This window comes from Enterovibrio makurazakiensis, from assembly GCF_050336585.1.
GTDB classification, from domain to species: Bacteria; Pseudomonadota; Gammaproteobacteria; order Enterobacterales; family Vibrionaceae; genus Enterovibrio; species Enterovibrio gelatinilyticus.
In genome coordinates this window covers 27188-53978 of sequence record NZ_JAKJSE010000015.1, presented here as the reverse complement: position 1 = coordinate 53978, position 26791 = coordinate 27188, and the positions used below count along the sequence as shown (strand labels likewise).

Here is a 26791-nt window from a genome sequence, read left to right as displayed (position 1 = left end):
CCCATGATTGAGGTCAGCGCTCTTACTCACCACTACGGCGCGCGCCTTGCGCTTAATGATATTTCCCTGTCTCTCGGGCAGGGATTGCACATGCTGCTTGGCCCTAATGGCGCAGGAAAAAGCACCTTGTTTTCATTACTGACTCAACTGACTCCAAGTCAGCAAGGCGACATCAAATTACTCGATAAAACTCCGAGTAGAAAGACCATGGCAAAGCTGGGCGTCGTGTTCCAGCAAAGTACGTTAGACATGGACCTCACGGTGGCGCAAAACCTCAGTTATTACGGCGCGCTGCATGGTTTCAGCAAAGCACAAAGTATGAGTAAAGCTGCGCCCTTACTGGCGCACTTTTCTCTGTCAGATCGCTTACATGACAAGGTGCGCTCATTGAATGGTGGGCATCGCCGCCGAACCGAACTGGTTCGCGCTTTGATGCACTCCCCGTCAATACTGCTATTGGATGAACCCACCAGCGGGCTTGATCCCAAAGCGCGTAAATCTCTGTCTGATGCGGTGCGCGCCCTTTGTGAACAGCAGCCTCTGTGTGTGCTTTGGGCAACGCATTTAATTGAAGAAGTGGATGACGATGATGATGTACTGATTTTGCATCGCGGAAAGCTGCAGGCACACAACAAAGCCAGCACGCTGCGCACTCTGCATCAACACCCGACATTGGCAAAAGTATTTGCCGCATTAACCCGCGACAATGACAACTCGGAGATAGCCCAGTGACCTATTGGTATGCCTTTGTAGGAATATGCTATCGCGAATGGCTGCGCTTTTTTTCTCAGCGAGCACGGTTCGCAGCGAGCCTTGTCAGGCCACTTCTGTGGCTTGTTGTGTTTGCGGCTGGGTTTCGCGCAGCGCTTGGCATTGCCATCATGGAGCCCTATGCCACTTACATCAATTACGAGGAATACATTCTCCCCGGATTGTGCGCCATGATCTTGCTGTTTAATGGCATGCAAAGCTCTTTGTCGATCGTCTACGACCGTGAAATGGGCAGCATAAAAGTGCTACTTACCAGCCCGCTTCCAAGGCCATTTCTGTTACTTTCTAAACAAGTCGCCAGTGCATTAGTAAGCGTACTTCAAGTCGGCGCATTTCTTGTCATCGCAGCGTTATACGACAGGCCACTTGAGCCCATGGGGTATGTTATGGCCATTCCAGCTCTGTTTCTCACGGCCTTGATGCTCAGTGCGCTGGGGATTGTGATTGCCTCACGCATTCGCCAATTGGAGAATTTTGCTGGGGTGATGAATTTCGTCATCTTTCCAATGTTTTTCCTGTCCTCTGCACTCTATCCTCTTTGGAAAATGCAAGAAGCCAGCGTCTGGCTCTATGATCTCTGCCGCTTCAACCCTTTCACCTTTGGTGTGGAATTGATCCGATTTGCGCTATACCAACAACTCAATGTTACGGCATTACTCGTGGTGTTCGGTTGCACCTTGGTATTTGTTGCTTTAGCCGTGGCAGGCTTCCAGCCGACGCGAGATCAGGGTAAGGGAAAAAAATAGGAGATCGGAAAGAAGAAAGAAGAAAGAAGAAGAAAACGGCGCAGCTGCCAACGCCAATATCTAGTCATAAAAAAACCGCGCCGATGCGCGGTTTTCAATACTTCATTGCTCAGGGCAATTAGAAGTTCAGTTCAACGCCACCGAAGAAGCCATCGTTCATGAACTTGCCGTTGTTAGCGCCAAAGTAGTTGAAGTCGTAATCTTGAACACGGTAGCCCGCTTTAAAGTTCAGATCCGCAGCAACAAGACCTAGCGTAAACAAAACACCCGCTTCTGCGTCTACTGTGCTGGTTTCGTCGTAGCTACCAAAGCTGAAGGTACCGAACAGAGACACTGGCGTTGCAGGAATGCCTAGACGCACATCACTGTATACTGCTGGCTGCCACTCATCAAACTGATGAACACCAAAGTTACCATCAAATTTCTGCAGATTTAGACCGATATCGAAAGAGATCAGATCGTTATCCAGAATCTCGTAGTAGGCAATAAGATCGTACTGAGTGAAATCAACGTTCGGCGTGTTAGCACCTTTAGAATCAACACCGGTGTAACGGATTTTCGCGTTAGGAACCAATGGGATAAAGTGCTCAAATGCCACGTAGTAAGAGCCCTGAACACTTGTATCATCAGCACGCACGTCGTTGATTTTCGCATCTGCATACCAAGCATCAACACCCGCTTTAGCACCCAAAAGCACTGCAGCTTGTGCAGGCATTGCAAAAGTTGCGGCCACTGCCAAAGCAGCAAGAGAAAGGTTTAGTTTTTTCATTGAAAGGGCTCCGCCTAACATTTTTCGGTTTATGGTTTGCGAGCACTATAGCAAAACTGATACAAAAATTCCGCACAAACTGCCGGATTTTTATGCGGAATCATCAATATAAACCTAGACACGATCAGGAGAGCTAGCCCCCTGATCGTCGCGCACATCGTCACCTAGTAGCGACGCGCTCGTGCATTACGGCGTGAGCGTTTGTAGCAGTAATCACGGGCATTTTGTGCCGTTTTATCACGCCCTTTCAACAACCAAATCACAACTGCAATCAAGAGGATCCACGGCAGCATTTTAAACACTAGCCCAATCATACCGGCCAGCGCCATGACAACAAAACCAACAACCATCGCGGCAATCACACCGATAAAGCTGATCCCTGTCGCTAACAATGCAATGGTGAATCCCACCAGAAATAGAAACTCAATCATCAGACCCTCCTAAGGTACTCAGTGACAATTCTTATACTGAAAAGGGTATTGCACGAAGCAGGCCAACTTTTTAAATTTATATTTTTCAATAAGATAATAAAAAAGGCGTTATCCGAAACAGATAACGCCTTCGAAGAATTGGTAAATCACACCAACTAGTGCGGTATTTTTAACCACTCATCATTTCACAGGCATGATGCCGTTAAACATTCAACTCAGCAGGAATTTTCGCCAATGCCGCTTCTAGCACTTCCACGCCGGAGCCTGGCTTGTGTGCGTTTTCACTGATGTATCGACGCCATTGACGTGCTCCAGGCATGTTTTGGAACATGCCCAGCATGTGACGGCTGATATGATTTAAGTAAGAACCTTTGCTCAACTGCTCTTCAATGTATGGGAACATGGCTTTAACAGCATCGCTGCGTTTAATGATAGGCGCGTTGCTTCCAAACAGACGCTGATCCACTTCAGCCAGCATGTACGGGCTTTGATAAGCTTCACGACCTATCATCACCCCATCCATAAATTTCAGGTGTTCTTCCGCTTCGTCGAGAGATTTGATGCCACCATTAATGCCCATTGTCAGGTGCGGGAAATCTTTCTTCAGTTGGTAAACGCGTGGGTAATCCAACGGTGGAATTTCACGGTTTTCTTTCGGGCTCAAACCTGAAAGCCATGCTTTACGTGCATGGATAGTGAAGTTGTCACAGCCTGACTTTTCGTTAACAGTGCGCACGAAATTGACCAAGAACTCGTAACTGTCTTGGTCATCAATACCAATGCGGGTTTTCACCGTGACGGGAATATCCACCACTTCTTTCATTGCTGACACACATTGGGCCACCAACTCAGCTTCACCCATCAAGCAAGCACCAAAACGGCCGTTCTGTACACGATCTGACGGACAACCGACATTCAGGTTAATCTCATCATAACCGCGCTCAACCGCCAACTTGGCACAGGTCGCCAGATCCGCTGGATTTGAACCGCCCAACTGCAACGCAACAGGATGCTCTTCTTCATTGAACAACAAAAAGTCGCCTTTGCCATGAATGATCGCGCCCGTTGTCACCATCTCGGTATAGAGCAACGCATTCTTTGACAATATACGGTGGAAGTAACGGCAATGGCGATCGGTCCAATCCAGCATCGGAGCGATAGAGAAGCGGGCAGTAGGATACATAGTTAACATCTCACTAAATTTCGGCGTCTTAGCTACATATTCCACGACGGCGAAGCAATATAATTTTTAATTAGACTCGCGATGAGTTCCTCAACTGTCCCTTGGGGATATATATGGGGACACGATATGCGTTGCGAGCCTTGGGAGGCCGGATTATACATACCCCCCACAACCGCTTCAAATTTAGTCAGCGTAAATTTCCCTCTCCGTCAAAATCGTCAAAACTAGCAAGGTCGATCGCAAAATATCATGTCGCAACTAACCGTATTTTTCAAACAACACTCTACCACATCACATTTTTACCGCAGCCTTCTCACGATCTAAATAACCAAGGTCAAACAAATAAAAAGTACGAGTGGCAAAATAAATTTAGCGTCACTCGGTTCAATGCAACCCATTGAAAGGTAATAAATTCAGGATGTTTTTTATTCTTTGATATTGTTTCATGCGTTAAATCAGTCAGTTATGGAATACATTCGATGCGAGCCTGTTAACAAATCATGAGCGACTTAGACGCTTTTGAGCTGTTTTGGACCTAACAGACGATTAATCATACGGAATAAAAACAATGAATAAGAAAACACTCGCTATTGCTATCGCCACTTCTGTTTTCACCTCTCAAGCGGTTGCAATCGAGCTTTATAATGCAGACGGTTCTACATTCGCGATCGGCGGCCATGTTTCTGTCGCGCTGAGCGATTCAGAAAAAGGTGAGCTAGAAGTTATCTCTGCATCACCACGCCTGAACTTCAACGCAACGCATGACATAGGCAATGGTTTTGTTGCTGATGCAAAAGGTGAGTGGGCACTGAACTACTTAACCAACAGTGCAAATGCATTCACTACCCGTCTTGGCTACATTGGCCTGACTCATGAAGACGCAGGCCGTGTGGTTGTGGGTACCCAATGGGCACCTTACTACAACGCTGTTGCAACCACTGACAAGCCTATCGCTTTCGCTAACGATTTTACCTACAGCGACCACGCCAACCTAGGCACCGGCCGTGCTGACAAGATGGTGAGCTACACCAACACGCTGGCACTGGGTGAATCTCACGCACTGACAATGTCTGGTGGCTGGCAGGGCGCACACGACGACTATGAAGCACGTCTGCAAGCAGCGATCAGCTACAACATCTCAGCATTCGCCGTTAACTACGCCTTCACCACGGGTGATGTAGGTACTATCGTTGCTGAATCACACATCGTCAGCGCAAGCTACGGTTCATGGGGTAAAGGCCTGTATGTTTCAGGGGCTTACTCAATGGGTGAGTACATGATTCAGGAGCTAGAAGAAACCAATGCGATGGAGTTTCTGGCGGGCTACGCGCTAAGCAACGGCGTAAACCTGATCGCAAACTACGAGTCAGTGACAGACGAGAAGAAAAACAGCTCTGTTTATGAAACAGCGGCGATTCAAGCTGAGTACAAATTCACCCCAACCTTCGTTGGCTTTGGTGGTTTCCAGTTTGGCCTAGATGGCTCAGAGGAAGACAACAACCAGTGGAAACTGGGCGTTCGTTACTACCTGTAATCGAGTCACGGCTCTAAACGGGTAACCCGTTAGAAGCACAAAAATCCCTGAGTCTGACTCAGGGATTTTTTTATTCCGATTTTAGAACGGGTCATACGGGGAAGAGACGAAGAGACTTTCGTACGCCACGATTTATGAAGATCACGGTGTTCGCCTGACGACACAAGCGAGTATATGAGGCAATGGAGCTATTTGAATTTGATTCGCGATACATCAACAGCATCTTGTTTTGCTAGTTTTGCCTCGAGTTGCTTCACTTTTAACTCTAACTGCGTGGTATATGCAGCTTGTTCTCGTTCAACAAGCTTTTGAAAATGAGAACAGTCGATCTGCTCTGCTCCGCCAAATCGATACGTTAGCCTCAAACCAAATTGGGTTTCATCACCTTCATCGATATTTACAATGCTATCGCTAGCTTGAATGCCATCGTACATCCCCTGCCCCACGCCTGAGCTGAGTTCCCAAGGTTGAAAATCAGACTGCTCACAAGAGGAGTTATTTGAGGAGCGAATTTCACTAGAAGCATGTGCATTCATCGAACCCAATAGTAAAACGCTCAGTAGTAGCAATCTCATTTCGTCGCCTCAATTAAAAACAGTTCAGCTTTAGTGCAAATTCTTGAACCTAAACTTCCATGCAATGCCACGGAGCAAACTTTGAAAATCTGTGCGCCATGCCGATTTTCTAACGTCACTGGCACATCAATCGCAAGTATGTCGTCCCCATCCATTTGGAATACATCTGTTACTTGTTGATTATTAACCTCAATGTAATACCCCGTTTCATTACCAAAATGTCGAATAGTAATCGGAACAAACGCATCAGGAGTCAAATGCCAAGCATCTAAGTTATCAGCCCCACCATAGCGCACTGGCGTTTGGAAATGAGATGTTGCCGCAAGTGACATCGATGAAAATAAAGCCATAAAAAGAATTAGATACTTCATCACAAACCTCAAATAACAATATTAAAGGGCACTAAAATAATGCCCTTGGTATTGTTACAGGCAGTCAATATCCATCACTGTGGTAATACGCAGTTCGCTGTCCGCATCAAAACGGTATGACGGCATATCTACTTTCAATCTCACTTCAGTCTCTACGCTACTTGCCACCTGAAAAGACCCTTCAGGTTTCACTTCAGAAATCCCAGCCAATCCATTATCAACAGCAAATGTTGAGTAAGCTTCAACGTCTGTTTTCTCGCCATTTGCACCAAAGTTATTTGATTCGTCCCAAACACTAAAGTCACGCATCGTGATAGTCGCAAAGCCATTGTTACCGTTATTGATCACTCGAAAGGTCGCAGGCGTTTCAGCATTAACATTTGAAATTCTTTCGTCAGAAAATCGAATCGAACCTTCTAAGTCCGCATTTTCCATAACAAATCCACACGTCAATGGAATGGTTTCTGCAAATTCAAGTTGCGTTGAAGACGCTGCTAGAACATTAAAAGAAGTCGCCAATACAGAAAGTGCAATTACGGTGTGCTTCATTTTTTTCCCTTTCGCTGTTTATACATCACAATTACGTACTAGTACTAATTAGTGATAAGAATTTGTTTTTAATACCTTTGCAATAAGATGCTTCCGATGAGCACTTCGTTGCGATGGGAGGAATATAATTTATTCGTACTTGGTACGTAATAGTGCATCTAGAACTTTTTTTTCAAGGCGGTGTTCAAAGCAGAGAGAAAATGTTGATGAAGTCAGAGCTGACAAGGCTTCGATTAAGATCACTAGTTCGGGTGTTTTTTTTCATTTTTTTCATTTTTTTCATTTTTTTTCACTAATCACTCTATTTTTGTAATATTGGCAACAAAACCACCACCAATCTCGATAGCCCTCGGCAGATATAATCTACTTCCCTGAACATTACTGGTACTAAGTACGTAAAAATTGCTACTCTATCAATCTCACACACAGTCAATAAACATCATGGCTAGAATTACCGCAGAAGAAAAAGAACAGAAAAAACAAATGATGGATGAATTGATCTTCCAAATCTTTCTTGCGGAAGGTTGGGAGGCCATCACTTACGACCGTTTGGCTAAAGAACTCAACGTAAGAAAAAGCAGCATTCAATCCTACTATCCAAAAAACGTAATGTTCGCAACTGCATTACAAGGGCGCGTCTTCCCCGTCGTGATTGAAAAGCTCGACTTCAGTTCAAAAGATGGCTTCATTCAATCATGGCTGTTGGCATATCACGATGAAGAGTCGCACATATTTAAAGAAGTGGTAAAAATGCTGCTTCACAACATCATCAAAAATGGCACAAGTCCGTATTCAAGAAGCGCTATTATGAAACTGCAACACATCCTTGGAAAAAACATTGGGGAAGAGGGAGCGGATCACGCCATAAAAATGGTTTTAGGTGCGACGTTGTATAGTCAGATGTCCGTATAAACACCCAGAGCACGGCTAGCCAGACGTGCTCTGAGTATTATAAACGAACTTTCCGCCTATTCAGGACAGCCCTCCAATTTGTAGATGGCGTACCCTTTCTGGTTGAGCGCTTGATCATATTGCGGGAGATCTGCCGTGGTATGGCAAAACGCGCAATTGCCGGATTTAACATTCGCATCAGGTTCACCAATGTCCGCTAACCACGCTTTGGCATATTTCACTGCAAGCTCGTCGTCTTTTATCCGCATTAATACATTGAAGTGCAGAATCTTCCCTGAAGATGCTGCCGCGTAAGTGTCATAAACATGTATTGCCGTTATCGACTCTCCTTACCCTTTCAATATGGTATCGCATCGAAACTTTTAATCAGTGTAGGAACCCTGCTATGCTTGTCAATATAGTTTCGATAAGAAACAAGTTTAATAAGAAGTGAGCATGAACGAGATCGATCCAATCTGTGACATCCTCGAGCGCATTACGACGTTGTATCGCAATGAAGTGCGACTCGTCGGCGTTGAACATGGTTTGCACCCAGTGCATCTAGAAGTAATCTATTACCTATCTCGTTGTAATAAATACAGCGATACGCCCGCTGCCGTTACGGAGTTTTTGGGCATCACCAAAGGTACAACATCTCAATCTATTTCTCTTCTGGAGGCGAAGGGCTACCTCACCAAAGAGAAAGATCCAAACGATCGCCGCGTTTCTCATTTGGTGCTGTCTCCTCAAGGCGAATCCATCGCCAAAAAAGCCATTCCTCCCGCATCTTTAAAGCGAGGATTGGAAAAGCTAGGAAGTGGAAAAGCGCAATTAGAAGTGCAGTTAGAAACCTTATTGAGAGACATACAGCGCAGTAACCAATCGGCGAGTTTTGGCGTGTGTAAAACGTGCCAATTTCATTCACCAATGTCTGATGGACATTTTTATTGCGAACTCACCAAAGAGACCTTGATTGCAGATTACGGGACATTAATTTGCCGAGAGCATACATATATTCAAAAAAATGAGTAACTCCAGTGTTAATGCATCTAAATCTGTGCTGTCATCTAAAATGAGCAAAAACGTATAGGAAAAAGTGCAAACTTTACGTGCTAGAACGCATTTTCTCGCTTTTTGGCATATTTCTATCATCTACAATGATGAAAGATAAACCCTCATCACGGCCTTGCAGGTGCGCGTTGAGTTTGCTGTGATAGAATGAAGCCTTAAGCCTGATTTTTGAGGTCATAATGACCAATCATTCGCAACTCATTGCCCGTGCTCAGTCGTTGTGTGAACAACGTGGTGTTCGATTAACGACACAACGGGAAAGAGTGTATGAAATCATCATTCAAAGTAAACGTGCGATCAGTGCGTATGATTTATTGGATGTTTTAAGAGAAATTGAACCTCAAGCGAAACCACCCACTGTGTATCGAGCGCTCGATTTTTTGCTTTCTCAAGGCTTTGTGCACAAAGTTGAGTCAACCAATAGCTTTATTGCTTGCTGTCTGCCCGGTCATGAGCAACATTGTTCTCAACTTCTAATTTGTGATTCGTGTGGCGCAGTAGAAGAGTGTCATGCGGACTCCTTATCTAACGCCCTCCAAGAGAAGGCGAATCAGGTCGGTTTTGTCGTGAGTCATCACGTCATTGAAACACATGGAACATGCCACGCTTGCCAGTTGGCTACACATAACATGCAGTAGGACGGTGAATAAGGATTATGCGCGCTGAATTTGTAAACCCATTTTTATCTTCGTTGGTTAACGTGCTTACCACTATGGCGCAGTTAGAAATTACGCCAAAGAAGCCTCAAGTAAAAAAAACTGAAATCGCAAAAGGCGATGTGTCAGGCTTGATTGGTATGGTTGGCCCTAAAACCAAGGGCTCACTTTCTGTGACGTTCGAAGAAGAACTCGCATTAGAAATCATGAGCCGTATGCTAGGGGAGCGCCCAACCTCTATTGATGCTGACGTTACGGATATGGTTGGTGAGATCACCAATATGGTCACAGGTGGTGCGAAGCGTATTCTTGCTGAGAAGGGATTTGATTTCGAAATGGCAACACCGATTGTTGTTTCAGGCAAAGAACACACGATTACTCATAAAAGTGAAGGCCAGATTATTCTGATGCCTTTTGATTCAGAGTTTGGTCGCGCTTATATCGAAATCTGCTTCGATTGATGATGCCGTCGCCTGCTGAATAAGCGGCTTTGTTAAAAAGCGCCTATCACAGACACAAAAAACGCCGCTAAAAAAGATGCGGCGTTTTTTTGTTTCTTACTAACCCTGAGAAATTACGCGCGCCATTGTTTGAACGCGTTAATCAAACCGTTGGTTGAACTATCATGGCTTGCAACGGCTTCTTGATCTGCAAGCTCTGGCAAAATTTGGTTCGCCAGTTGCTTACCTAGCTCTACGCCCCACTGATCAAAGCTGAAGATGTTCCAAATAGCACCTTGTGCGAAAATCTTGTGCTCGTACATAGCAATCAGTGCGCCTAGCGTACGAGGAGTGATCTGCTTCACCAAGATTGAGTTGGTAGGGCGGTTGCCTTCGAACACTTTAAACGGTACAAGCTCTGCCACTTCTGCCGCTGTTTTACCTGCTGCAACGAACTCAGCTTCTACCTGATCGCGTGTTTTACCAAACGCCAACGCTTCTGTTTGTGCGAAGAAGTTCGCCATCAGTTTTGGATGGTGATCGCTCAATGGGTTGTGGCTGATTGCAGGTGCAATGAAATCACATGGAATGATTTTGGTGCCTTGGTGAATCAACTGGTAAAACGCGTGTTGACCGTTAGTCCCTGGCTCACCCCAAATGATTGGGCCAGTTTGGTAATCAACAGGCAGGCCATCACGAGCGACATACTTACCGTTTGATTCCATGTTTCCTTGCTGGAAGTACGCGGCAAAACGGTGCAGGTATTGATCGTACGGCAAAATCGCTTCTGACTCTGCACCATAGAAGTTGTTGTACCAAATGCCAATCAACGCCAATAGCACAGGCACGTTTTCAGAGAACGGAGTCTGCTGGAAGTGGTTATCCATATCGTGTGCGCCCGCTAGCAACTCGATGAAGTTGTCGTAGCCAACCGCTAAACAGATCGACAGGCCGATTGCTGACCACAGTGAGTAGCGACCGCCAACCCAATCCCAGAATTCGAACATGTTGTCAGTGTCGATACCAAATTCCGCAACAGATTTTGCGTTAGTTGACAGCGCTGCAAAGTGTTTCGCTACGTGAGCTTGGTCTTCTGCTTTTGCCAAGAACCAGTCACGCGCTGACAATGCATTGGTCATGGTCTCTTGTGTGGTGAACGTTTTAGATGCAACCAAGAATAACGTCGTTTCTGGGTTCAAATTTTTCAACGTTTCGGCGATATGCGTGCCATCAACATTAGACACAAAGTGCAGGTTCAGGCGCGTTTTGTAAGCAGCCAGTGCTTCTGACACCATGTAAGGCCCAAGGTCTGAACCGCCAATACCGATGTTCACGATGTCGGTAATTTCTTTGCCAGTGTAGCCTTTCCATTCACCGCCGATCACTCGCTCAGAGAAGGCTTTCATCTTCTCAAGCACAGCGTTCACGTGTGGCATGACATCTTCACCATCAACCATGACCGGTGTGTTGCTGCGATTGCGAAGAGCAATATGCAACACCGCGCGATCTTCTGTTTGGTTAATTTTATCACCGCCAAACATCGCACCAATCGCGGTTTTCAATTCTGTTTCTTCTGCCAGCGCGAACAATTTATCGAGTGTTTGTTCACTGAGCAGGTTTTTCGAGTAATCCAGAAGGATATCGTCACCGAAATTTACAGAGAATTTATCAAAACGGTTCGCATCTTTGGCAAACAGTTTGGTAAGGGTCAAATCCTGCGCATCTTCAAAATGGGCGGTTAGCGCTTTCCACGCTGCCGTTTGCGTCGGATTGATAGACTTCAACATAATTATTATTCCTTTGTAAACAGAGTCTGATATCGCGGGCACTACCCTCCCGCGTATTTCAGAGGCAGACCGTGAATGTCGCAAGGTCTCCAGAATCGCATCATGGTACGATGTCATTTCGCTTGATTCCAGAACAACCTGAGGCCGACATATTGTCATGTTTGTATGGCGCGAGTGTTGCGCTAGGTCAGTGATTGCATCACAGCCATAGTCGCCTCTTTTTGTTGCAGGTGACTTTAACCAATTTCTACCTCAAGAGGTGTTTTAAATGTGGGCACAGAAAACAATCAACCTTCGTGCGCGACCTCGTGGCTTTCATTTGATCACCGATGAGATTGAGCAGCAGCTCCCCATGATTAAGGACTTAAACGTGGGCCTTGTTCATGTGTTTATACAGCACACCTCTGCCAGCCTGACACTCAATGAAAATGCCGACCCTAGCGTTCGTACGGACATGGAGTCTCACTTCAACGCATTCGTGCCAGAACGGGCACCGTATTATGAACACATATATGAAGGCGATGATGATATGCCTGCGCACATCAAATCTTCTACGTTAGGTTCAAGCGTTTCTATTCCCATTACGAATGGGCGGCTCACATTGGGAACGTGGCAAGGAATTTACTTGGGTGAGCATCGCGATCACGGGGGCTCAAGGAGGGTTGTGGTGACTATTCAGGGGGAGTGATTTTCTCAGGGGAAGAAGTGAATACAAATAGCCAACGCTGTGCGTTGGCTTTTTTTTGCCTTAAAACGGCTGATTGATCATGACCCTAAACAGCCCTTCTTCGCTGCCCCATGCCATTTCTGAGCGTACAACGATGCCTTCAACCTGAAAGCGCATGGCGACACCACTGCTCCATTTCATATCACGATGAAGTTCAGCTAAATCGTATTCGTCCGCCACGCGCCCCACATCAGCAAACAGCACCCATTGCCACCATGGTACGTCATACCAATCAAATACGGGCAACTCACCAAGAGGTTGCCACTCTGGCATGATGCGATATTCAGCACTGTAGCTTAGCGCGGAGCGCCCTGCGAATCGTCCTGTTTGGAAGCTACGTAAGCGGTAAAAACCACCTAAACGAGCACCCGCAAACTCTGGCGGGCGATGATATTCACTCACGCCATCAATAGCGGTGGTTTGGTTCCAACTTGGGGTATCACTGGTATACACGTTAAACGCCACGACTTGTTGGTTCGCCATGTCTTTCCACGCCCCAAGATCCCAATACCAGCTTTGGCTGACCTCCCACTGCCACCAGCTCGCGCTATCATCCGAACCTGGATCGACCGTGATAACAACATCACTCAGACTCCCCATGGTTGGGCTACTCAAACTATTGCGATTATCCCAACGAAAACGCGTTTCAGCGCCCCAAACTTCTTCTGCACTGCCAAATTCACTCGGGGCATCAACCCCTTCACCTTTCAGTGACTGCGCGTGGTAGAACGGGCGAAACTCTATCGACGATACTCCGCTGTTCCAAGGTGCATTACCATCAACCGTTCGACGTGGTATCAAAGCCGCACGAATAGGTTGTTGCTTGCCCGCCCCCCAAGGAAGGATGTAGCGAAAGCCTATATGATGCTGCGCATCTCGGCTGTCGGCGGTTAAGCGATCGTCAAAAGAAGAAGCGTTAGAGGCTGCGTCTCCCAAAAAGTAGTCGAACTGCTTAAAGTTGCCTTCATAAAACTGCCCGCTGATTAACCAACGACTCTCTGGTGAAAGTGTGTAGTTATTGGCGGAAAAAAATCCCATCCACGAGCCTTTACTCGAACCTAACCCTGCGGCAAATAACGATGCCTGAGGCTGACCTGCATGCTTCCAAAGCCCAGCCATGCCAGCAGAAAAACCCATGGCTTCCGTTGAAAATGCAAAAGGAACCACTTCAATGTCTAACGCTTCTTCGGAAGTGTTAGAAGCCAATACGGAGGACAGTGGGCATAAGAAAGCCGCAACACAGGTTGCGGCTTTTAACGTTCGTAATATCAAGAGAACCTACAAATCATTTAGGTATAAACAATGTCGACACGTGAAGTGATATTTGTGACCAATTCATAACCAATCGTGCCAACGTGCTGGGCAATTTCTTCAACGGGTAACCCGTCTCCCCAAAGAATGACTTCATCACCCACACGATCCGTGGCGTCAGGGCCAAGATCGACGGTCAACATGTCCATAGAAACGCGACCGACCAATGGTACGCGACGACCATTCACCAACAACGGTGTGCCATCGGGCGCAACACGCGGATAACCATCACCGTAACCGATGGCGACAACGCCTAGCAGGGTGTCACGTGGTGTTACCCAGCGACTACCATACCCAATCGCATCGCCTTGCTTTGCGCGACGCACAGCAATGAGGCTGGATGTCATGGTCATGGCGGGTTGTAAGCCAAAATCAGCACCCGTTCGTTCAGACACCGGCGAGATACCATAAAGGCTGATCCCCGGACGAACATAATCAAAGTGGCTTGTCGGCCACATCAATGTACCCGACGATGCCGCCAGCGATTTAAGGCCAGGTTCTCCTGCAGTCAATGCTTTGAAGAGGTCAATCTGCTGCAAGGTGAGTGGATTTTCTGGCTCATCGGCACAGCCAAAATGGCTGATAAAATGCAGCGGTTTGGCAACGTTGGGGCAAGCTTCAAGACGCGCGATAAAATCACTGACATCATGAGGGTTAACCCCAAGGCGATGCATGCCAGTGTCTATTTTCAACCAAACAGTGACAGGGCGTTCCAGCGTTGCACGCTCAAAGGCCTGCAACTGCTCTTCACAATGCAGCACGGTTTGTAAGTTATTGGCAACCACCGCAGGCAAATCAACGGCAGAGTAGAACCCTTCTAACAACAGAATAGGTTTGACCACACCGCCCGCACGAAGCTGTAACGCTTCATCCAAACGAGCAACACCAAAGCCATCCACTTGCGAAGACAAGGCTTTAGCCACAGGCAATAACCCATGCCCATAGCCATTAGCTTTAATAGCCGCCCATGCACGGCTATTAGGGGCCATGGCACGAATCACATCAATGTTGTGGTTTAGTGCTGCTGTACGGATAAGCGCGGTTGCCGCTTTCATAACGCCTCGCGGTTACTCTTCATCAAACGCAGGACCTGCGTAGTTATCAAAACGAGAATACTGACCTTGGAAGGTCAAACGAACAGAACCGATTGGACCATTACGCTGCTTACCAAGGATGATTTCAGCAATGCCTTTCAACGGGCTTTCTGGGTTATAAACCTCATCACGATAAATGAACATGATAAGGTCCGCATCCTGCTCGATTGCCCCAGATTCACGCAAGTCGGAGTTGATAGGGCGTTTATCAGCACGCTGCTCCAACGAGCGGTTAAGCTGGGACAGGGCGACAACGGGCACATTCAATTCTTTCGCCAGCGCTTTTAACGAGCGACTGATCTCGGAGATTTCCAAAGTTCGGTTATCTTGCAAACCCGGTACACGCATCAATTGAAGGTAATCGACCATGATCATGGACAGGCCGCCATGTTCACGCGCTACACGACGAGCACGAGAACGCACGTCCGTCGGTGTTAACCCTGAACTGTCATCAATGTACATGTTCTTTTTCTGCATCAAGATCCCCATTGTAGAGGAGATCCGAGCCCAATCTTCGTCATCCAATTGTCCAGTACGGATTTTTGTCTGATCGACACGAGAGAGCGATGCCAGCATACGCATCATCAACTGTTCGGCGGGCATCTCCAGCGAGAAGATAAGAACCGGCTTGTCCTGATCCATCGCTGCGTTTTCACACAGGTTCATCGCAAAGGTTGTTTTACCCATGGATGGACGCGCCGCGACGATGATCAAATCTGAACCCTGCAAGCCTGCAGTTTTCTTGTTCAGGTCCGTAAAGCCTGTCGATACACCCGTCACACCGTCTTGCGGCGATTTGAACAACACTTCAATGCGCTCAAGGGTTTTCGACAGCACACTGTCTATGTTCTGTGGGCCTTCATTTTCTGTGGTACGCGATTCTGCAATCGCAAAGACTTTGCTCTCTGCCATGTCGAGCAAATCTTCAGACGAACGGCCTTCTGGCTCGTAACCCGCATCGGCAATTTCGTTGGCGACACTGATCAAGTTACGCACCATGGCACGCTCTCGCACAATGTCTGCATACGCGACAATATTAGCCGCACTTGGCGTATTCTTCGCAAGCTCAGCCAGGTAGGCAAATCCACCCACATCATCAAGCTGATTGTGCTTTTCGAGTTGCTCTGAAAGGGTAATGAGGTCGAGGGGCTGTCCCGCATCAAGCAGCTGCTTGGTGCTTTCAAAAATCAGTCGGTGAGGACGGCTGTAAAAGTCAACGGCAACCACCTTTTCTGCCACGCTATCCCAACGCTCGTTGTCGAGCATTAAACCGCCGATCACCGATTGCTCCGCTTCTAACGAATGCGGCGGCATCTTCAGGGCATCTACCTGACGGTCTCGGGGTTTCTTTGAGTTAAATTGCTTGCTGCGTTGCTCTGCCATATCACTTAGTACCTTGTCATTACGCAGGCCATTATATCCGAATCCCTTTCGGACGCACGACCCAGTGCGAAGACAAATTATTTTCCTGTCAATTTAACGTCTTGCTGACCAAATGAAGAAGGATTCATATAAAATGTCCTCCCAAGTATTGTTATGGTAACCCATATGGCGTCAGTGCTGTTGAAACCGTCTGTTTTTTGTTTACTTGCGCTGCCTCTTTGTGCGCTAGCTAGCGTCCCTGAACGCTGGCAATCTGAAGTAGAACTCGGTTTTCAATCTCTTTCTGGCAACTCAGATTCCATGACGCTGAATAGCCGTTTAGGTGTGAACTTCACCGACGGTCCCTATCGACATATGTCCGAAGCTAAATTTCTTTTGGTTGAAAAGGACGGGGAAGAAGACAAACACAAAAGTGAGTTTGAAAGTCAGGCCAACTATAAGTTTGACCCTAAACGCTACGTGTTGGGCAACATCAGCTTTGTGGATGATAAATACGGCCCGTATTACCAAGACCTCACCCTCGCCACCGGTTTAGGTTATCAAGCAATTTGGCAGGAAGATTTATCGCTGCTACTTGAGATTGGCCCCGGTTATCGATACCAAAGCCCCAACCTTGATGAAATCGATGATGATGACCTGATCATGCCGTATGACGTTCAAGAGTTTATTGTCAGAGCTCAGGCTGAACTCTCTTGGCAAATTAACAAAAACGCGCTGCTTGAAACGCGTGTTACTGCCATTGCAGGCCCTAGCAATTCGAGTATCGAAACTCGGGCATCCATTTCAACCAGCCTGATTAACGATTTAGCCATCAAGCTATCAACAACACAGAAATATATTGATCAGGTGCCACCTGGGCTCAAAAATCGTGATTCGATTTTTACCATCAACTTAGCGTACAAGTTTTAGATACCGAATCCGCGCTAGCTGCTCATTCACTTTTCTTCAGGCATAAAAAAACCGACCCTAAGGTCGGTTTTCTCAAAGCTTACGTGTGTCTGAATTACTCAGCTACAACGCTAACTTTAACAGTTGCGAATACTTCAGAGTGCAGTTGCAGACTGATATCGTACTCACCAACGTTACGTAGTGCACCTTCTGGCAGGCGAACTTCGCTCTTCGCTACTTTAACACCAGCTGCAGAAACTGCATCTGCGATGTCACGAGTACCGATAGAACCGAATAGTTTACCTTCGTCACCAGCTTTAGATGCGATAACAACCGCTTCTAGAGCTTCAACTTGCTCAGCACGAACACCAGCAGCAGCTAGAGTTTCAGCAACTTTTGCTTCAAGCTCAGCACGACGAGCTTCGAAGTGCTCAACGTTTGCTTTAGTTGCCATAACAGCCTTACCTTGTGGGATAAGGAAGTTACGAGCGTAGCCAGATTTAACTGCTACCTGATCACCCAGTGAACCCAGGTTACCGATTTTATCAAGCAGAATAACTTGCATTATCTAATCCTCTTAAAATTGGCAGTGCCGATTACTGATGTTTGTCAGTGTACGGCAGCAGGGCTAGGTAACGTGAACGCTTGATAGCGCGAGCCAGCTGACGCTGGTACTTAGCACGAGTACCAGTGATACGGCTAGGTACAATTTTGCCAGCTTCGGTGATGTAGTTTTTCAGAGTCGCTACGTCTTTGTAATCGATCTCTTGTACGCCTTCTGCAGTGAAACGGCAGAATTTACGACGACGGAAGAAACGTGCCATGGGCAATCTCCTGATCTAAATATCTATAATGTCATCGGCATGTAACACTAATTTACCCGCGCCATTTCGGCTGGTTTGGTAAGCGAGAAACCCGCTGACCTTAATGTTACTGCCTAAAGCTAAGTGCTGTGTTTTGTTCTGAGACCCCTGCCCGCTTATTACTACCGGTAACCGACAGTAAACTTGCCTTGGCAGTGCAGCTTCCAGTTGTTCCGAGCGATGCTCAATCACAAAGTGACAATGAGGTATACCGGCTGGACTCTGCTTTCGAATCGGGCCATTGGTGATAACACCAGACAGCGCAATTCGATTAGTCATCAATTCAAATTACTCAGCTGCTGCTTCGCCTTCAGACTGTGCAAATTCTGCACGGTCGCCGCGATCTTCACGATCTTCACGACGTGGCGCGCGCTCTTCTTTAGCCTTCATCATTACAGATGGCTCAGTGATAGCGCCTTTGGTACGCATGACCATGTTACGGATCACAGCGTCGTTGAAGCGGAACGCAGTTTCCAGCTCATCAACTACTGCTTGGTCAGCTTCAACGTTCATAAGAACGTAGTGAGCTTTGTGCAGTTTGTTGATTGGGTAAGCCAGTTGACGACGACCCCAGTCTTCTAGACGGTGGATCTGACCACCTGACTCTTTGATAGAACCAGTGTAACGCTCGATCATGCCAGCAACTTGCTCGCTTTGATCAGGGTGCACCATGAATACGATTTCGTAATGACGCATAGGTTGCTCCTTACGGATTATTCAGCTTCCGGTGTTGGCCCAGTCGTCCAAAGGAAGCAAGGAACGAAAGTAAAAGACTGGGAATTTGGAGGCAGGATAGTACAGAATTGCGCCGTTAATAGCAATAGAAAGCATTGCGCCCGACAAAATAAATTATCGGGCGCAATGATTCTTCAAAAGGTGTGTCTTTTCGTCGCGTTAGCTACGACGTTGACGCACTGCTTCAAACAAGCAAATACCGCTTGCTACAGACACGTTCAAACTCGACACACTGCCTGACATTGGGATGCTAATGAGCTCGTCACAGGTTTCTCGCGTGAGGCGGCGCATACCGTCACCTTCTGCACCCATTACGATCGCCAGAGGCCCCGTCATTTTGCTTTGATAAATGTCGTGCGTGGCTTCACCCGCCGTACCCACGAACCAGACGCCTTGTTCTTGCAATGCACGCATTGTACGCGCCAGATTCGTCACACGGACGAGTGGCACGATTTCCGCAGCGCCAACCGCCACTTTACGCACGGTCGCGCTAAGTGGCGCTGAGCGGTCCTTAGGGACAATGATCGCACATGCACCAGCCGCATCAGCATTACGTAGACACGCGCCTAAGTTGTGCGGGTCTGTAACGCCATCAAGTACCAGTAGTAATGGGTTCTCTTTGCCTTCTAGAATCGCATCAAGGTCATTTTCGTTGTACTGACGACCTTGCTTAACACGTGCAATCAATCCCTGATGCGACGCGCCATCAGCTTTATCATCTAGCGCCTTGCGTCCCATTTCCTGTGTGGTGATGCCAAGCTCAGCCAATTCCTTCAGCACGGGCAGTAAACGATCGTCTTCACGACCTTTTAGAACATAAACTTCGATGAAGCGTGCTGGGTCAGATGCCAACACGGCTTTGACGGCATGAATGCCATAAATCATTTCATTGCTCATGAGTTACTTCTTTTAATTGCCTGCTTTTTCGGGTTTGCTTCGTTGCGCCTTTTTCTTGCGCACCTTCTGAGTCTTGCTCTTTTTCTTCGCTGGCGTGCCGTCAGTCGTTTTACCTGTGGAAGGTCCCTTGTTCACGGATGAACCTTTGTTCGCAGATGAACCTTTGCGATGCGGTTTTCCTTTTCTCTTTCCTTTGCCTTCAGACGCTTTATCGTCGCCTGCAGTCTTTGGAATAGAGCCACGTTTTAGTTGCTGACGAACAGAGCCACGCTCTTTCGCTGATTCCGGGTTTTTACCCGACTCTGCGCGACCTTTCTTCGCTTTGTCTCGAGCTGTTTTGCCTTCACCGCGTGGTTTACGCGTCACGCCATCCAGTCCAAAATCGATCATCCTTTCATCAAGGTTGACGGATAGTACTTTGACCGTGACCTGATCGCCAAGTCGGAATATACGACCAGAGCTTTCACCCACCAGCTTTTGGCTCACCATGTCGTAGTTGTAGTAATCGTTATCTAGGTTTGAAATATGAACCAAACCATCAATATGTATGTCGTTCAAACGGACAAAGAAACCAAAACCAGTGACGTTTGCAATGGTGCCTTCCATCACGTCGCCAACATGGTCTTGCATGTATTCACACTTCAACCAATCGGACACATCACGGGTAGCATCATCAGCACGGCGCTCTGTCATTGAGCACTGCTCGCCCATGTTGTCCATTTCATCAACTGAGTAATGATAACCGCCAGTTGATGTCCCGCGATCGGTATTGTTGCCTTCTTGCTTGGCAATAAGGTACTTAATAGCACGGTGAAGCAATAGATCTGGGTAACGACGGATCGGCGAGGTAAAGTGCGCATACTGCTTAAGCGCCAAACCAAAGTGCCCTGCGTTATCCGCTTGATAAACCGCCTGCTTCATGGAGCGCAGCAGCATGGTTTGGATCAGTTCTTTATCTGGACGGCTGCTGATCAAATGCGCCAATCTTGCGTAATCCGTCGGTGATGGCTCGAGCCCCCCTTCCAACGACAAGCCCATTTCGCTCAGGAAATCTTTAAAGCCCGTCAGACGCTCTTCGCCTGGCGCTTCGTGTACTCGATACAATGCCGGTTCTTTGTGCTTCTCAACAAAACGCGCTGACGCGATGTTTGCCAAAATCATACATTCTTCGATGATCTTGTGTGCATCATTACGCTCTACTGGCACAATGCGTTCAATCTTGCGCATTGCGTTGAAAATGAATTTAGTTTCAATCGTTTCAAATTCAATCGCACCACGCTGTTCACGTGCGCCTTTCAGCACTTTGAACATGTTGTTCAGTTCTTCTAGGTGCGGTACCAAAGGCGCGTAGCGATCGCGTAACTCTTCATCACCGTCCAGCATCTGCGCCACTTTGGTGTACGTCAAACGAGCATGCGAGTTCATCACTGCTTCATAGTGCTTGTAGCCCGAAAGCTTACCGGTTTCTGAGATGGTCATTTCACAAACCATACACAGACGATCAACCTGTGGGTTTAGTGAACATAGGCCATTCGACAACACTTCTGGCAGCATCGGGATAACTTGAGATGGGAAGTACACCGAGTTACCGCGCTTGATAGCCTCTTTATCAAGGGCAGAGTTGGTGCGAACGTATGCGCTCACATCAGCAATCGCAACCCAAAGGCGCCATCCACCCGATTTTTTCTTCTCACAATAAACGGCGTCATCGAAATCTCGAGCATCTTCACCATCAATCGTGACAAGCGGCAGTTCACGCAAATCCACACGGCCTTTTTTGGCCTCTTCCGGTACTACTTCGGTGAAATCTTTAACTTGTTTTTCTACGTCTTTAGGCCATTCATTTGGAATGTCGTGCGTACGCAGAGCAATCTCGATTTCCATGCCCGGTGCCATATTTTCACCAAGCACTTCGACAATGCGACCCATGGCATTGTGTTGACGCGTTGCACGCTGGAATATATCCACCACCACAACATTGCCCATGCGAGCGCCTTTGCGATCTTCTTTAGGGATAATGATGTCTTGGCTTAGACGAGAGTCATCAGGCACCACGTACGCATTGCCATCTTCCAAGAAGAAGCGACCTACGATTTGCCCTTTACGCTCTTCAAGTACGCGCACAACACGTGCTTCTTTGCGCCCACGTTTATCTGTGCCCGCAGGTTGAGCAAGAATGAAATCGCCATGCATCACGCTTTTCATTTGATGATGCGGCAATAGCCAATCTTCTCGGTTGCCTTTGCCTTCAGGGCGTAAGAAACCAAAACCATCACGGTGACCGATAACGGTCCCTTTAACCAAATCAAGTCGTTCTGGCAGTGCGTAGCACTGACGGCGGGTGAAGATTAGCTGACCATCACGCTCCATCGCTCGCAGGCGACGGCGCAAGCCTTCGTACTCTTCATCGCTACCAAGGCCGAGTACTTCAAAGAGTTGATCTCGGCTAACAGGTGTAGTGAAACCTTTAATCACTTCAAGCAGGTGTTCGCGGCTTGGTACTGGGTTATCATATTTTTGTGCTTCACGACCCAAATGCGGATCGTTGCTGTGTAGATTTTTGTCCTGAGACATATAGGATTCCCGTTAGCGACACTTGTCTTCAAGTATATCGCTTTAAATAAAAGAAAATGGGTAGCCCGGCAGGATTGCCAGAAAAAACTGACAGATCGTCTCAAATACTGTTTTTATGCCGGACGAACTGGGATAAGGAGGCTGTGGAGGTCGTTGTTTCCTGACACCATGTCATGAAGTGTGTGTTTGTCCATTTCCGCAAGAAACGCTTCCAACGCGTCTGCAATGGCACTTTTTAGGCGACAGGCAGGGGTTATGTGGCATGCATCGCCACCACAGTTAACGATGCTCAGCGGTTCTAACGCTCTGATCACATCGCCAATGACTATTGATGTCGCTGGCCTACCTAATCGGATCCCACCGTTTTTTCCTCGTACGGCTTCCACATAGCCAACCTGACTCATACGGTGGATAATTTTCACCATATGATGACGGGACACCCCATACTTCTCAGTAACGACGGTAATGCTGGTCAACTCTTCAGGAGGCAGCATAGCCAGATACATAAGCGCCCTTAGGCCATAATCTGTAAAACTGGTTAATTGCACGTTTTCAAATCTCCTCGCTCGCATTGTACATCGAACTGATCTAAAAGGCGCGTATGCGAGCAGTTTCTTTTCTCGCCACTTTTCAGCCGCGACTCCCATTCAAAGCACGTCACACTTTTTTGTTGATCTAAACATTCATTTCAGATACAACTTATAGCATGCATTTCAAATGACCCTTTAAAATAATAAACAAGGACATCCCATGCTCAGTCCAAAAACCATCGAGATCGTAAAATCAACTGCCCCTTTGCTTGCTGAAACCGGCCCTAAACTCACTGCTCATTTTTATGATCGCATGTTTAGCCACCATCCTGAACTCAAAAACATTTTCAATATGAGCAATCAATTTACTGGTGCGCAACGTGAAGCGCTTTTCAACGCAGTTCATGGCTACGCCGCCAATATTGATAACTTGCCAGCCTTGTTGCCAGTGATTGAGAAAATTGCTCAAAAGCACGTGAGTTTTAATGTTACCCCAGAGATGTACGCTATCGTGGGTGAAAACCTATTAGCAACCATTGATGAGCTATTCTCACCCGGTCAGGAAGTTCTTGATGCTTGGGCTGAAGCTTATGGCGTGCTGGCCAATGTCTTTGTAACGCGTGAAGAAGAAATTTACCAAAGCAAAGAAGCCACTGAAGGCGGTTGGCGTGGAACACGTGAATTTACCGTATTAGCAAAAACCAAAGAGAGCGAAGTGATCACTAGCTTTATTTTTTCACCCGTTGATGGCAAACCTGTCACAAACTACAAACCGGGACAATACATTGGTATCTATCTCAATCCAGAGCAATTCGAGCACCAAGAAATCCGCCAATACAGTTTATCGAGCGCACCTAAAACCAACACCTACCGCATTTCAGTCAAACGAGATCCTCAAGGGGTTGTGTCGAATTATTTACACGACCATTTGAATGTCGGTGATACGGTAAAGCTCGCCCCACCGAGTGGCGACTTCTTCCTTGAAGCAAGCAAGGATACACCCGTCGCCCTCATCTCTGGTGGCGTAGGCTTAACGCCAATGCTTTCCATGCTTGAAACCCTAACGGCCAATCATGATGCAGATATTCATTGGCTTCACGCAACAGAAAATAGCCAACACCATGCGTTTGGTGAGCATATCAATCATCTAATACAACGCAATCCACGAGCGAAACGTAATGTCTGGTATCGCGAACCATTAGTGACTGACAATCTTGCGGAGGATTATGACCACGCAGGGTTGATAGATCTCGGCCTTGTTGATGGGTTAACGGACAATGAACAACGTCACTACTACCTCTGTGGCCCAATCGGTTTCATGCAATCCGCAGCCAAGCAATTAATGACGGCAGGCGTCACCACCGATCGTATTTTCTATGAGTGCTTTGGCCCGCATAAAGTGATTCAGTAATGACTGTCAGTGGTTAACAGCCTTTCTGTTGCGAGTACTAAAAGAAAGCCCCGCGCAATGCAGGGCTTTCATCAATTTGGGAGAAGATAATTTTCACATCATGCCTTACCAATACGTATCTCGTCGCTTGGCACGAGCAATGACGTTACGTGGCATTTTGTCTTCTAGAGCCTGACGTAGCATCGCGACTTTTCTATGCGTTGATTTATCGGCGGTGATGGTGTGATACAGCCAACGGTAGGCATCTTCATAGTCTAGAGGGCTGCCATAATCTGCTACCAGCAATTCAGCAAGCTGGAGCCTCGCCCGCATGTTTCCCAGTGAGGCTGCCTCGCGAAGGTAAGGTATCGCACGCTCTCTATCCTGCTGCACTAATGTGCCCAATGAGTAGTAACGCCCTAATTGTTCCAACGCTGCAGGCAGACCCTGCTGCGCCGCTAGCTGCATGTAGAACACGCCTTGCTCGACATCTCTGTCAACACAGACGCCCCACGCAAGCATATCGCCATAAAGGAATTGGTAGGAGGGCAACTCAACACGAATAGCGCGGGCTTCAATATCTTGTAAAAGCTGACACTCATCAGCTTTTACTTTCTTTAAGTGACTGTTGGTTTCAAACAGGCGGATCAACTGCGCTTCTTCATATACAGGCAGTGCTGGCCCAAGTTCTGCTTTTGCCGCTGAGCTTGCCAACATGATAGATATAAATAAGGTTCGCAGTTTCATGCATTCCCACTTAAACGGTGTGATTTGGTTAAGAAACGGTATCTCTTGCCTAACTTATATCGGCAAGCTCTTTCCTAACTTTACTCTTTTTCCGGCGAAAGTTTTCCGATGCCTAGTCTTCCTAGTATAGGGGGATTTGAACAAAAAAAAACCAGCCACATGGGCTGGTTTTTTTCAATATCGAAGCGATTAAGACGCGAAAGGTTGAACCTTAATGATGGTCTCGTTACGGTCAGGGCCAGTTGAAATAATATCAATTGGCACGCCGGTTAGCTCTTCGATACGTGCGATGTAATCAAGCGCTGCTTGTGGCAGTTCTTCAATCGTTTTCGCACCGAAAGTTTTTTCACTCCAACCCGGAACGGTTTCGTAAATAGGAGTAATGTTTTCGTACTCGTCAGCAGCCATTGGCGACACAGTCAAAATGGTGCCGTCTGCTTTCTGGTAACCAGTACAGATTTTGATTTCTTCCAAGCCGTCCATCACGTCCATCTTGGTCAAGCAGAAGCCTGAGATAGAGTTGATTTGAACTGCACGGCGCATAGCCACTGCGTCAAACCAGCCAGTACGACGAAGACGACCAGTCGTTGCACCAAACTCGTGACCAACTGTACCCAAGTGCTTACCGATTGGATCTTGTTTTTCTAGGCCATCATAAAGCTCAGTTGGGAAAGGACCTGAACCAACACGGGTGCAGTATGCTTTCGCGATACCTAGGATGTAACCTAGGTGACGTGGACCAAAACCAGAACCTGCAGCAACACCACCAGCGGTAGTGTTAGAAGACGTTACGTACGGGTAGGTACCGTGGTCGATGTCCAGAAGAGTGCCTTGTGCGCCTTCAAACATGATCTTGTCGCCACGCTTACGTGCATCGTCAAGCTCTTGAGTTACGTCGATAACCATGCCAGTTAGTACGTCAGCTTGCTCAAGGATCTTAGCAAGCGTGTCTTCGTAGCTAACAGGCTCTGCTTTGTAGAAGTGCTCCAACTGGAAGTTGTGGTATGCCATCACTTCTTTAAGCTTCTCAGCAAACGCTTCTTTATCGAAAAGGTCACCAACGCGTAGACCACGACGAGCAACTTTATCTTCGTAAGCAGGACCAATACCACGACCAGTAGTACCGATTGCTTTCTTACCACGAGCTGCTTCACGCGCTACGTCGAGAGCGATGTGGTACGGAAGAATTAGCGGACAAGCTTCTGACAGGAACAGACGTTCACGAACTGGGATACCGCGCTCTTCGAGGCCGCCCATTTCTTTCATCAGTGCGTCAGGAGACAGAACAACACCGTTACCGATGATGCACTTAACGTTGTTACGAAGAATGCCAGAAGGAATCAAATGCAGAACGGTTTTTTCACCGTCGATAACGAGAGTGTGACCCGCATTGTGACCGCCTTGGTAGCGAACCACGTAATTTGCGTCTTCAGTTAAAAGATCGACGATCTTACCCTTACCTTCGTCACCCCATTGAGTGCCGAGAACGACTACGTTATTACTCATCTTTTCCAGTCAGTTGCTGATTAAAACGGGATTCTAGCACCTTCATTTAAACGTTGCAGTCATTTTTTAACCGTCGTCCCGAACATGTTAATCAGGCTGTCACAGTTTTTTGCTGTGTTCATTTACTTAGACGGCCACATCATATATGCGATGACAATTCCAGCTACCACTAAGCATCCACCAATACGACGCAGCGTCGCATCCGGTAATTGACTCATTTCATTGACCATATTTCGCCACTTCTTGGGAACGATCATCGGGCCGAAACCTTCAACAATCAGCACCAAACCGATAGCCAGTAGCAATTCTTTTCCCACAAGACACCTCTGCGATCAGGAAAAAAAAAGACAAGGCACGATGCCTTGTCTTTTC

At 47.2% G+C, this 26791-nt stretch carries 31 protein-coding genes; 10 read left to right on the top strand and 21 right to left on the bottom strand.

The annotated features are described in order from the left end of the window. The first annotated feature begins 3 nt into the window (after positions 1–3). Together L4D06_RS12330 and L4D06_RS12325 are read left to right on the top strand one after the other, a co-directional pair. Positions 4–732 carry an ATP-binding cassette domain-containing protein gene (locus tag L4D06_RS12330; protein WP_429739676.1) on the top strand — a complete coding sequence of 243 codons (729 nt, stop codon included), beginning with the start codon at positions 4–6 and terminating at the stop codon, positions 730–732. Next, entirely contained in the window at positions 729–1517 is a 789-nt protein-coding gene (locus tag L4D06_RS12325; RefSeq protein WP_274164662.1) for an ABC transporter permease, read from the top strand. The genes L4D06_RS12330 and L4D06_RS12325 overlap by 4 nt, the downstream gene beginning before the upstream one ends. Positions 1518–1635: 118 nt before the next feature. On the opposite strand, the gene L4D06_RS12320 is transcribed toward L4D06_RS12325, so the two are convergent. From L4D06_RS12320 to dusA, 3 genes are all read right to left on the bottom strand, one after another. After that, a complete protein-coding gene (locus L4D06_RS12320) occupies positions 1636–2286 on the bottom strand; it encodes a TIGR04219 family outer membrane beta-barrel protein (RefSeq protein WP_274164661.1) in 651 nt (216 codons plus the stop codon). Between the two features lie 164 nt (positions 2287–2450). Then, the gene (pspG, locus tag L4D06_RS12315; RefSeq protein WP_035024868.1) at positions 2451–2717 is read right to left on the bottom strand and encodes an envelope stress response protein PspG; all 267 of its coding nucleotides are present in this window, start codon (positions 2715–2717) and stop codon (positions 2451–2453) included. 202 nt (positions 2718–2919) lie between these two features. Then, positions 2920–3900, bottom strand: a complete 981-nt coding sequence (gene dusA, locus L4D06_RS12310) for a tRNA dihydrouridine(20/20a) synthase DusA (RefSeq protein WP_429739673.1) — start codon at positions 3898–3900, stop codon at positions 2920–2922. Between the two features lie 568 nt (positions 3901–4468). Here dusA and L4D06_RS12305 point away from each other — a divergent pair. After that, complete coding sequence (locus tag L4D06_RS12305; RefSeq protein ID WP_429739671.1) at positions 4469–5434, top strand: porin; 966 nt, start codon at positions 4469–4471, stop codon at positions 5432–5434. A gap of 188 nt (positions 5435–5622) precedes the next feature. On the opposite strand, the gene L4D06_RS12300 is transcribed toward L4D06_RS12305, so the two are convergent. The 3 genes from L4D06_RS12300 to L4D06_RS12290 are packed head-to-tail and all read right to left on the bottom strand — an operon-like array spanning position 5623 to position 6929. Beyond that, on the bottom strand, positions 5623–6009 hold the full coding sequence (locus tag L4D06_RS12300; RefSeq protein WP_274166654.1) for a hypothetical protein: 387 nt from the start codon (positions 6007–6009) through the stop codon (positions 5623–5625). Next, on the bottom strand, positions 6006–6380 hold the full coding sequence (locus tag L4D06_RS12295) for a hypothetical protein (RefSeq protein WP_274166653.1): 375 nt from the start codon (positions 6378–6380) through the stop codon (positions 6006–6008). Before L4D06_RS12295 ends, L4D06_RS12300 begins: the two co-directional genes overlap by 4 nt. Positions 6381–6434: 54 nt before the next feature. Next, positions 6435–6929, bottom strand: a complete 495-nt coding sequence (locus tag L4D06_RS12290) for a hypothetical protein (RefSeq protein WP_274166652.1) — start codon at positions 6927–6929, stop codon at positions 6435–6437. A 483-nt stretch (positions 6930–7412) separates the two neighbouring features. Between L4D06_RS12290 and L4D06_RS12285 the strand changes: the two genes are divergently transcribed. Beyond that, positions 7413–7841 carry a TetR/AcrR family transcriptional regulator gene (locus L4D06_RS12285; RefSeq protein WP_429739669.1) on the top strand — a complete coding sequence of 143 codons (429 nt, stop codon included), beginning with the start codon at positions 7413–7415 and terminating at the stop codon, positions 7839–7841. Between the two features lie 56 nt (positions 7842–7897). Here the strand turns inward: L4D06_RS12285 and L4D06_RS12280 are convergent, their stop codons facing one another. Then, positions 7898–8152: a DUF2024 family protein gene (locus L4D06_RS12280; RefSeq protein WP_429739761.1), complete on the bottom strand. Its 255-nt coding sequence runs from the start codon at positions 8150–8152 to the stop codon at positions 7898–7900. A 124-nt stretch (positions 8153–8276) separates the two neighbouring features. On the opposite strand from L4D06_RS12280, the gene L4D06_RS12275 reads away from it, so the two are divergent. From L4D06_RS12275 to L4D06_RS12265, 3 genes are all read left to right on the top strand, one after another. Next, positions 8277–8852 (top strand): MarR family winged helix-turn-helix transcriptional regulator, encoded by a 576-nt coding sequence (locus tag L4D06_RS12275; RefSeq protein WP_429739667.1) that lies wholly within the window; start codon positions 8277–8279, stop codon positions 8850–8852. Between the two features lie 218 nt (positions 8853–9070). After that, on the top strand, positions 9071–9529 hold the full coding sequence (gene zur, locus L4D06_RS12270) for a zinc uptake transcriptional repressor Zur (RefSeq protein ID WP_429739665.1): 459 nt from the start codon (positions 9071–9073) through the stop codon (positions 9527–9529). A gap of 17 nt (positions 9530–9546) precedes the next feature. Then, positions 9547–10008, top strand: coding sequence for a chemotaxis protein CheX (locus L4D06_RS12265; protein WP_274166646.1), 462 nt, complete (start codon positions 9547–9549; stop codon positions 10006–10008). Between the two features lie 113 nt (positions 10009–10121). Here the strand turns inward: L4D06_RS12265 and pgi are convergent, their stop codons facing one another. Then, positions 10122–11774, bottom strand: coding sequence for a glucose-6-phosphate isomerase (gene pgi, locus L4D06_RS12260; protein ID WP_429739663.1), 1653 nt, complete (start codon positions 11772–11774; stop codon positions 10122–10124). 268 nt (positions 11775–12042) lie between these two features. Here pgi and L4D06_RS12255 point away from each other — a divergent pair, with 268 nt between their 5' ends. Continuing rightward, the gene (locus tag L4D06_RS12255) at positions 12043–12462 is read left to right on the top strand and encodes a secondary thiamine-phosphate synthase enzyme YjbQ (RefSeq protein WP_429739662.1); all 420 of its coding nucleotides are present in this window, start codon (positions 12043–12045) and stop codon (positions 12460–12462) included. A gap of 60 nt (positions 12463–12522) precedes the next feature. On the opposite strand, the gene L4D06_RS12250 is transcribed toward L4D06_RS12255, so the two are convergent. From L4D06_RS12250 to L4D06_RS12240, 3 genes are read right to left on the bottom strand one after another with little or no spacing between them, the layout of a single operon-like run. Next, a complete protein-coding gene (locus L4D06_RS12250) occupies positions 12523–13773 on the bottom strand; it encodes a BamA/TamA family outer membrane protein (protein WP_429739660.1) in 1251 nt (416 codons plus the stop codon). Positions 13774–13790: 17 nt separating this feature from the next. Further along, a complete protein-coding gene (gene alr / locus L4D06_RS12245) occupies positions 13791–14867 on the bottom strand; it encodes an alanine racemase (RefSeq protein ID WP_429739658.1) in 1077 nt (358 codons plus the stop codon). 12 nt (positions 14868–14879) lie between these two features. Then, a complete protein-coding gene (locus L4D06_RS12240; RefSeq protein WP_274166642.1) occupies positions 14880–16289 on the bottom strand; it encodes a replicative DNA helicase in 1410 nt (469 codons plus the stop codon). Positions 16290–16454: 165 nt separating this feature from the next. Between L4D06_RS12240 and L4D06_RS12235 the strand changes: the two genes are divergently transcribed. After that, a complete protein-coding gene (locus L4D06_RS12235; RefSeq protein ID WP_274166641.1) occupies positions 16455–17198 on the top strand; it encodes a DUF481 domain-containing protein in 744 nt (247 codons plus the stop codon). Between the two features lie 94 nt (positions 17199–17292). Here L4D06_RS12235 and rplI read toward each other — a convergent pair whose 3' ends face one another. The 7 genes from rplI to nsrR form a co-directional block, all read right to left on the bottom strand. After that, entirely contained in the window at positions 17293–17742 is a 450-nt protein-coding gene (rplI, locus tag L4D06_RS12230; protein WP_274166640.1) for a 50S ribosomal protein L9, read from the bottom strand. Between the two features lie 31 nt (positions 17743–17773). Beyond that, positions 17774–18001 (bottom strand): 30S ribosomal protein S18, encoded by a 228-nt coding sequence (gene rpsR / locus L4D06_RS12225; protein WP_002539422.1) that lies wholly within the window; start codon positions 17999–18001, stop codon positions 17774–17776. A gap of 15 nt (positions 18002–18016) precedes the next feature. After that, on the bottom strand, positions 18017–18319 hold the full coding sequence (gene priB, locus L4D06_RS12220) for a primosomal replication protein N (protein WP_429739653.1): 303 nt from the start codon (positions 18317–18319) through the stop codon (positions 18017–18019). 9 nt (positions 18320–18328) lie between these two features. Next, a complete protein-coding gene (rpsF, locus tag L4D06_RS12215) occupies positions 18329–18736 on the bottom strand; it encodes a 30S ribosomal protein S6 (protein WP_028023445.1) in 408 nt (135 codons plus the stop codon). 198 nt (positions 18737–18934) lie between these two features. Then, positions 18935–19672 (bottom strand): 23S rRNA (guanosine(2251)-2'-O)-methyltransferase RlmB, encoded by a 738-nt coding sequence (gene rlmB, locus L4D06_RS12210; protein ID WP_028023443.1) that lies wholly within the window; start codon positions 19670–19672, stop codon positions 18935–18937. A gap of 12 nt (positions 19673–19684) precedes the next feature. Continuing rightward, positions 19685–22246, bottom strand: coding sequence for a ribonuclease R (gene rnr / locus L4D06_RS12205; protein ID WP_429739650.1), 2562 nt, complete (start codon positions 22244–22246; stop codon positions 19685–19687). 113 nt (positions 22247–22359) lie between these two features. After that, positions 22360–22794, bottom strand: a complete 435-nt coding sequence (nsrR, locus tag L4D06_RS12200; protein WP_274166637.1) for a nitric oxide-sensing transcriptional repressor NsrR — start codon at positions 22792–22794, stop codon at positions 22360–22362. A gap of 202 nt (positions 22795–22996) precedes the next feature. Between nsrR and hmpA the strand changes: the two genes are divergently transcribed. Further along, positions 22997–24187, top strand: a complete 1191-nt coding sequence (gene hmpA, locus L4D06_RS12195) for an NO-inducible flavohemoprotein (RefSeq protein ID WP_429739648.1) — start codon at positions 22997–22999, stop codon at positions 24185–24187. Positions 24188–24292: 105 nt separating this feature from the next. Here hmpA and motX read toward each other — a convergent pair whose 3' ends face one another. The 3 genes from motX to L4D06_RS12180 all read right to left on the bottom strand — a co-directional run bounded on the left by motX (position 24293) and on the right by L4D06_RS12180 (position 26736). Then, complete coding sequence (gene motX / locus L4D06_RS12190) at positions 24293–24913, bottom strand: flagellar protein MotX (RefSeq protein ID WP_274166633.1); 621 nt, start codon at positions 24911–24913, stop codon at positions 24293–24295. Positions 24914–25102: 189 nt separating this feature from the next. Then, entirely contained in the window at positions 25103–26419 is a 1317-nt protein-coding gene (locus tag L4D06_RS12185) for an adenylosuccinate synthase (RefSeq protein WP_274166632.1), read from the bottom strand. 122 nt (positions 26420–26541) lie between these two features. Beyond that, a complete protein-coding gene (locus L4D06_RS12180) occupies positions 26542–26736 on the bottom strand; it encodes a DUF2065 domain-containing protein (protein WP_274166631.1) in 195 nt (64 codons plus the stop codon). Between the last annotated feature and the right edge of the window lie 55 nt (positions 26737–26791).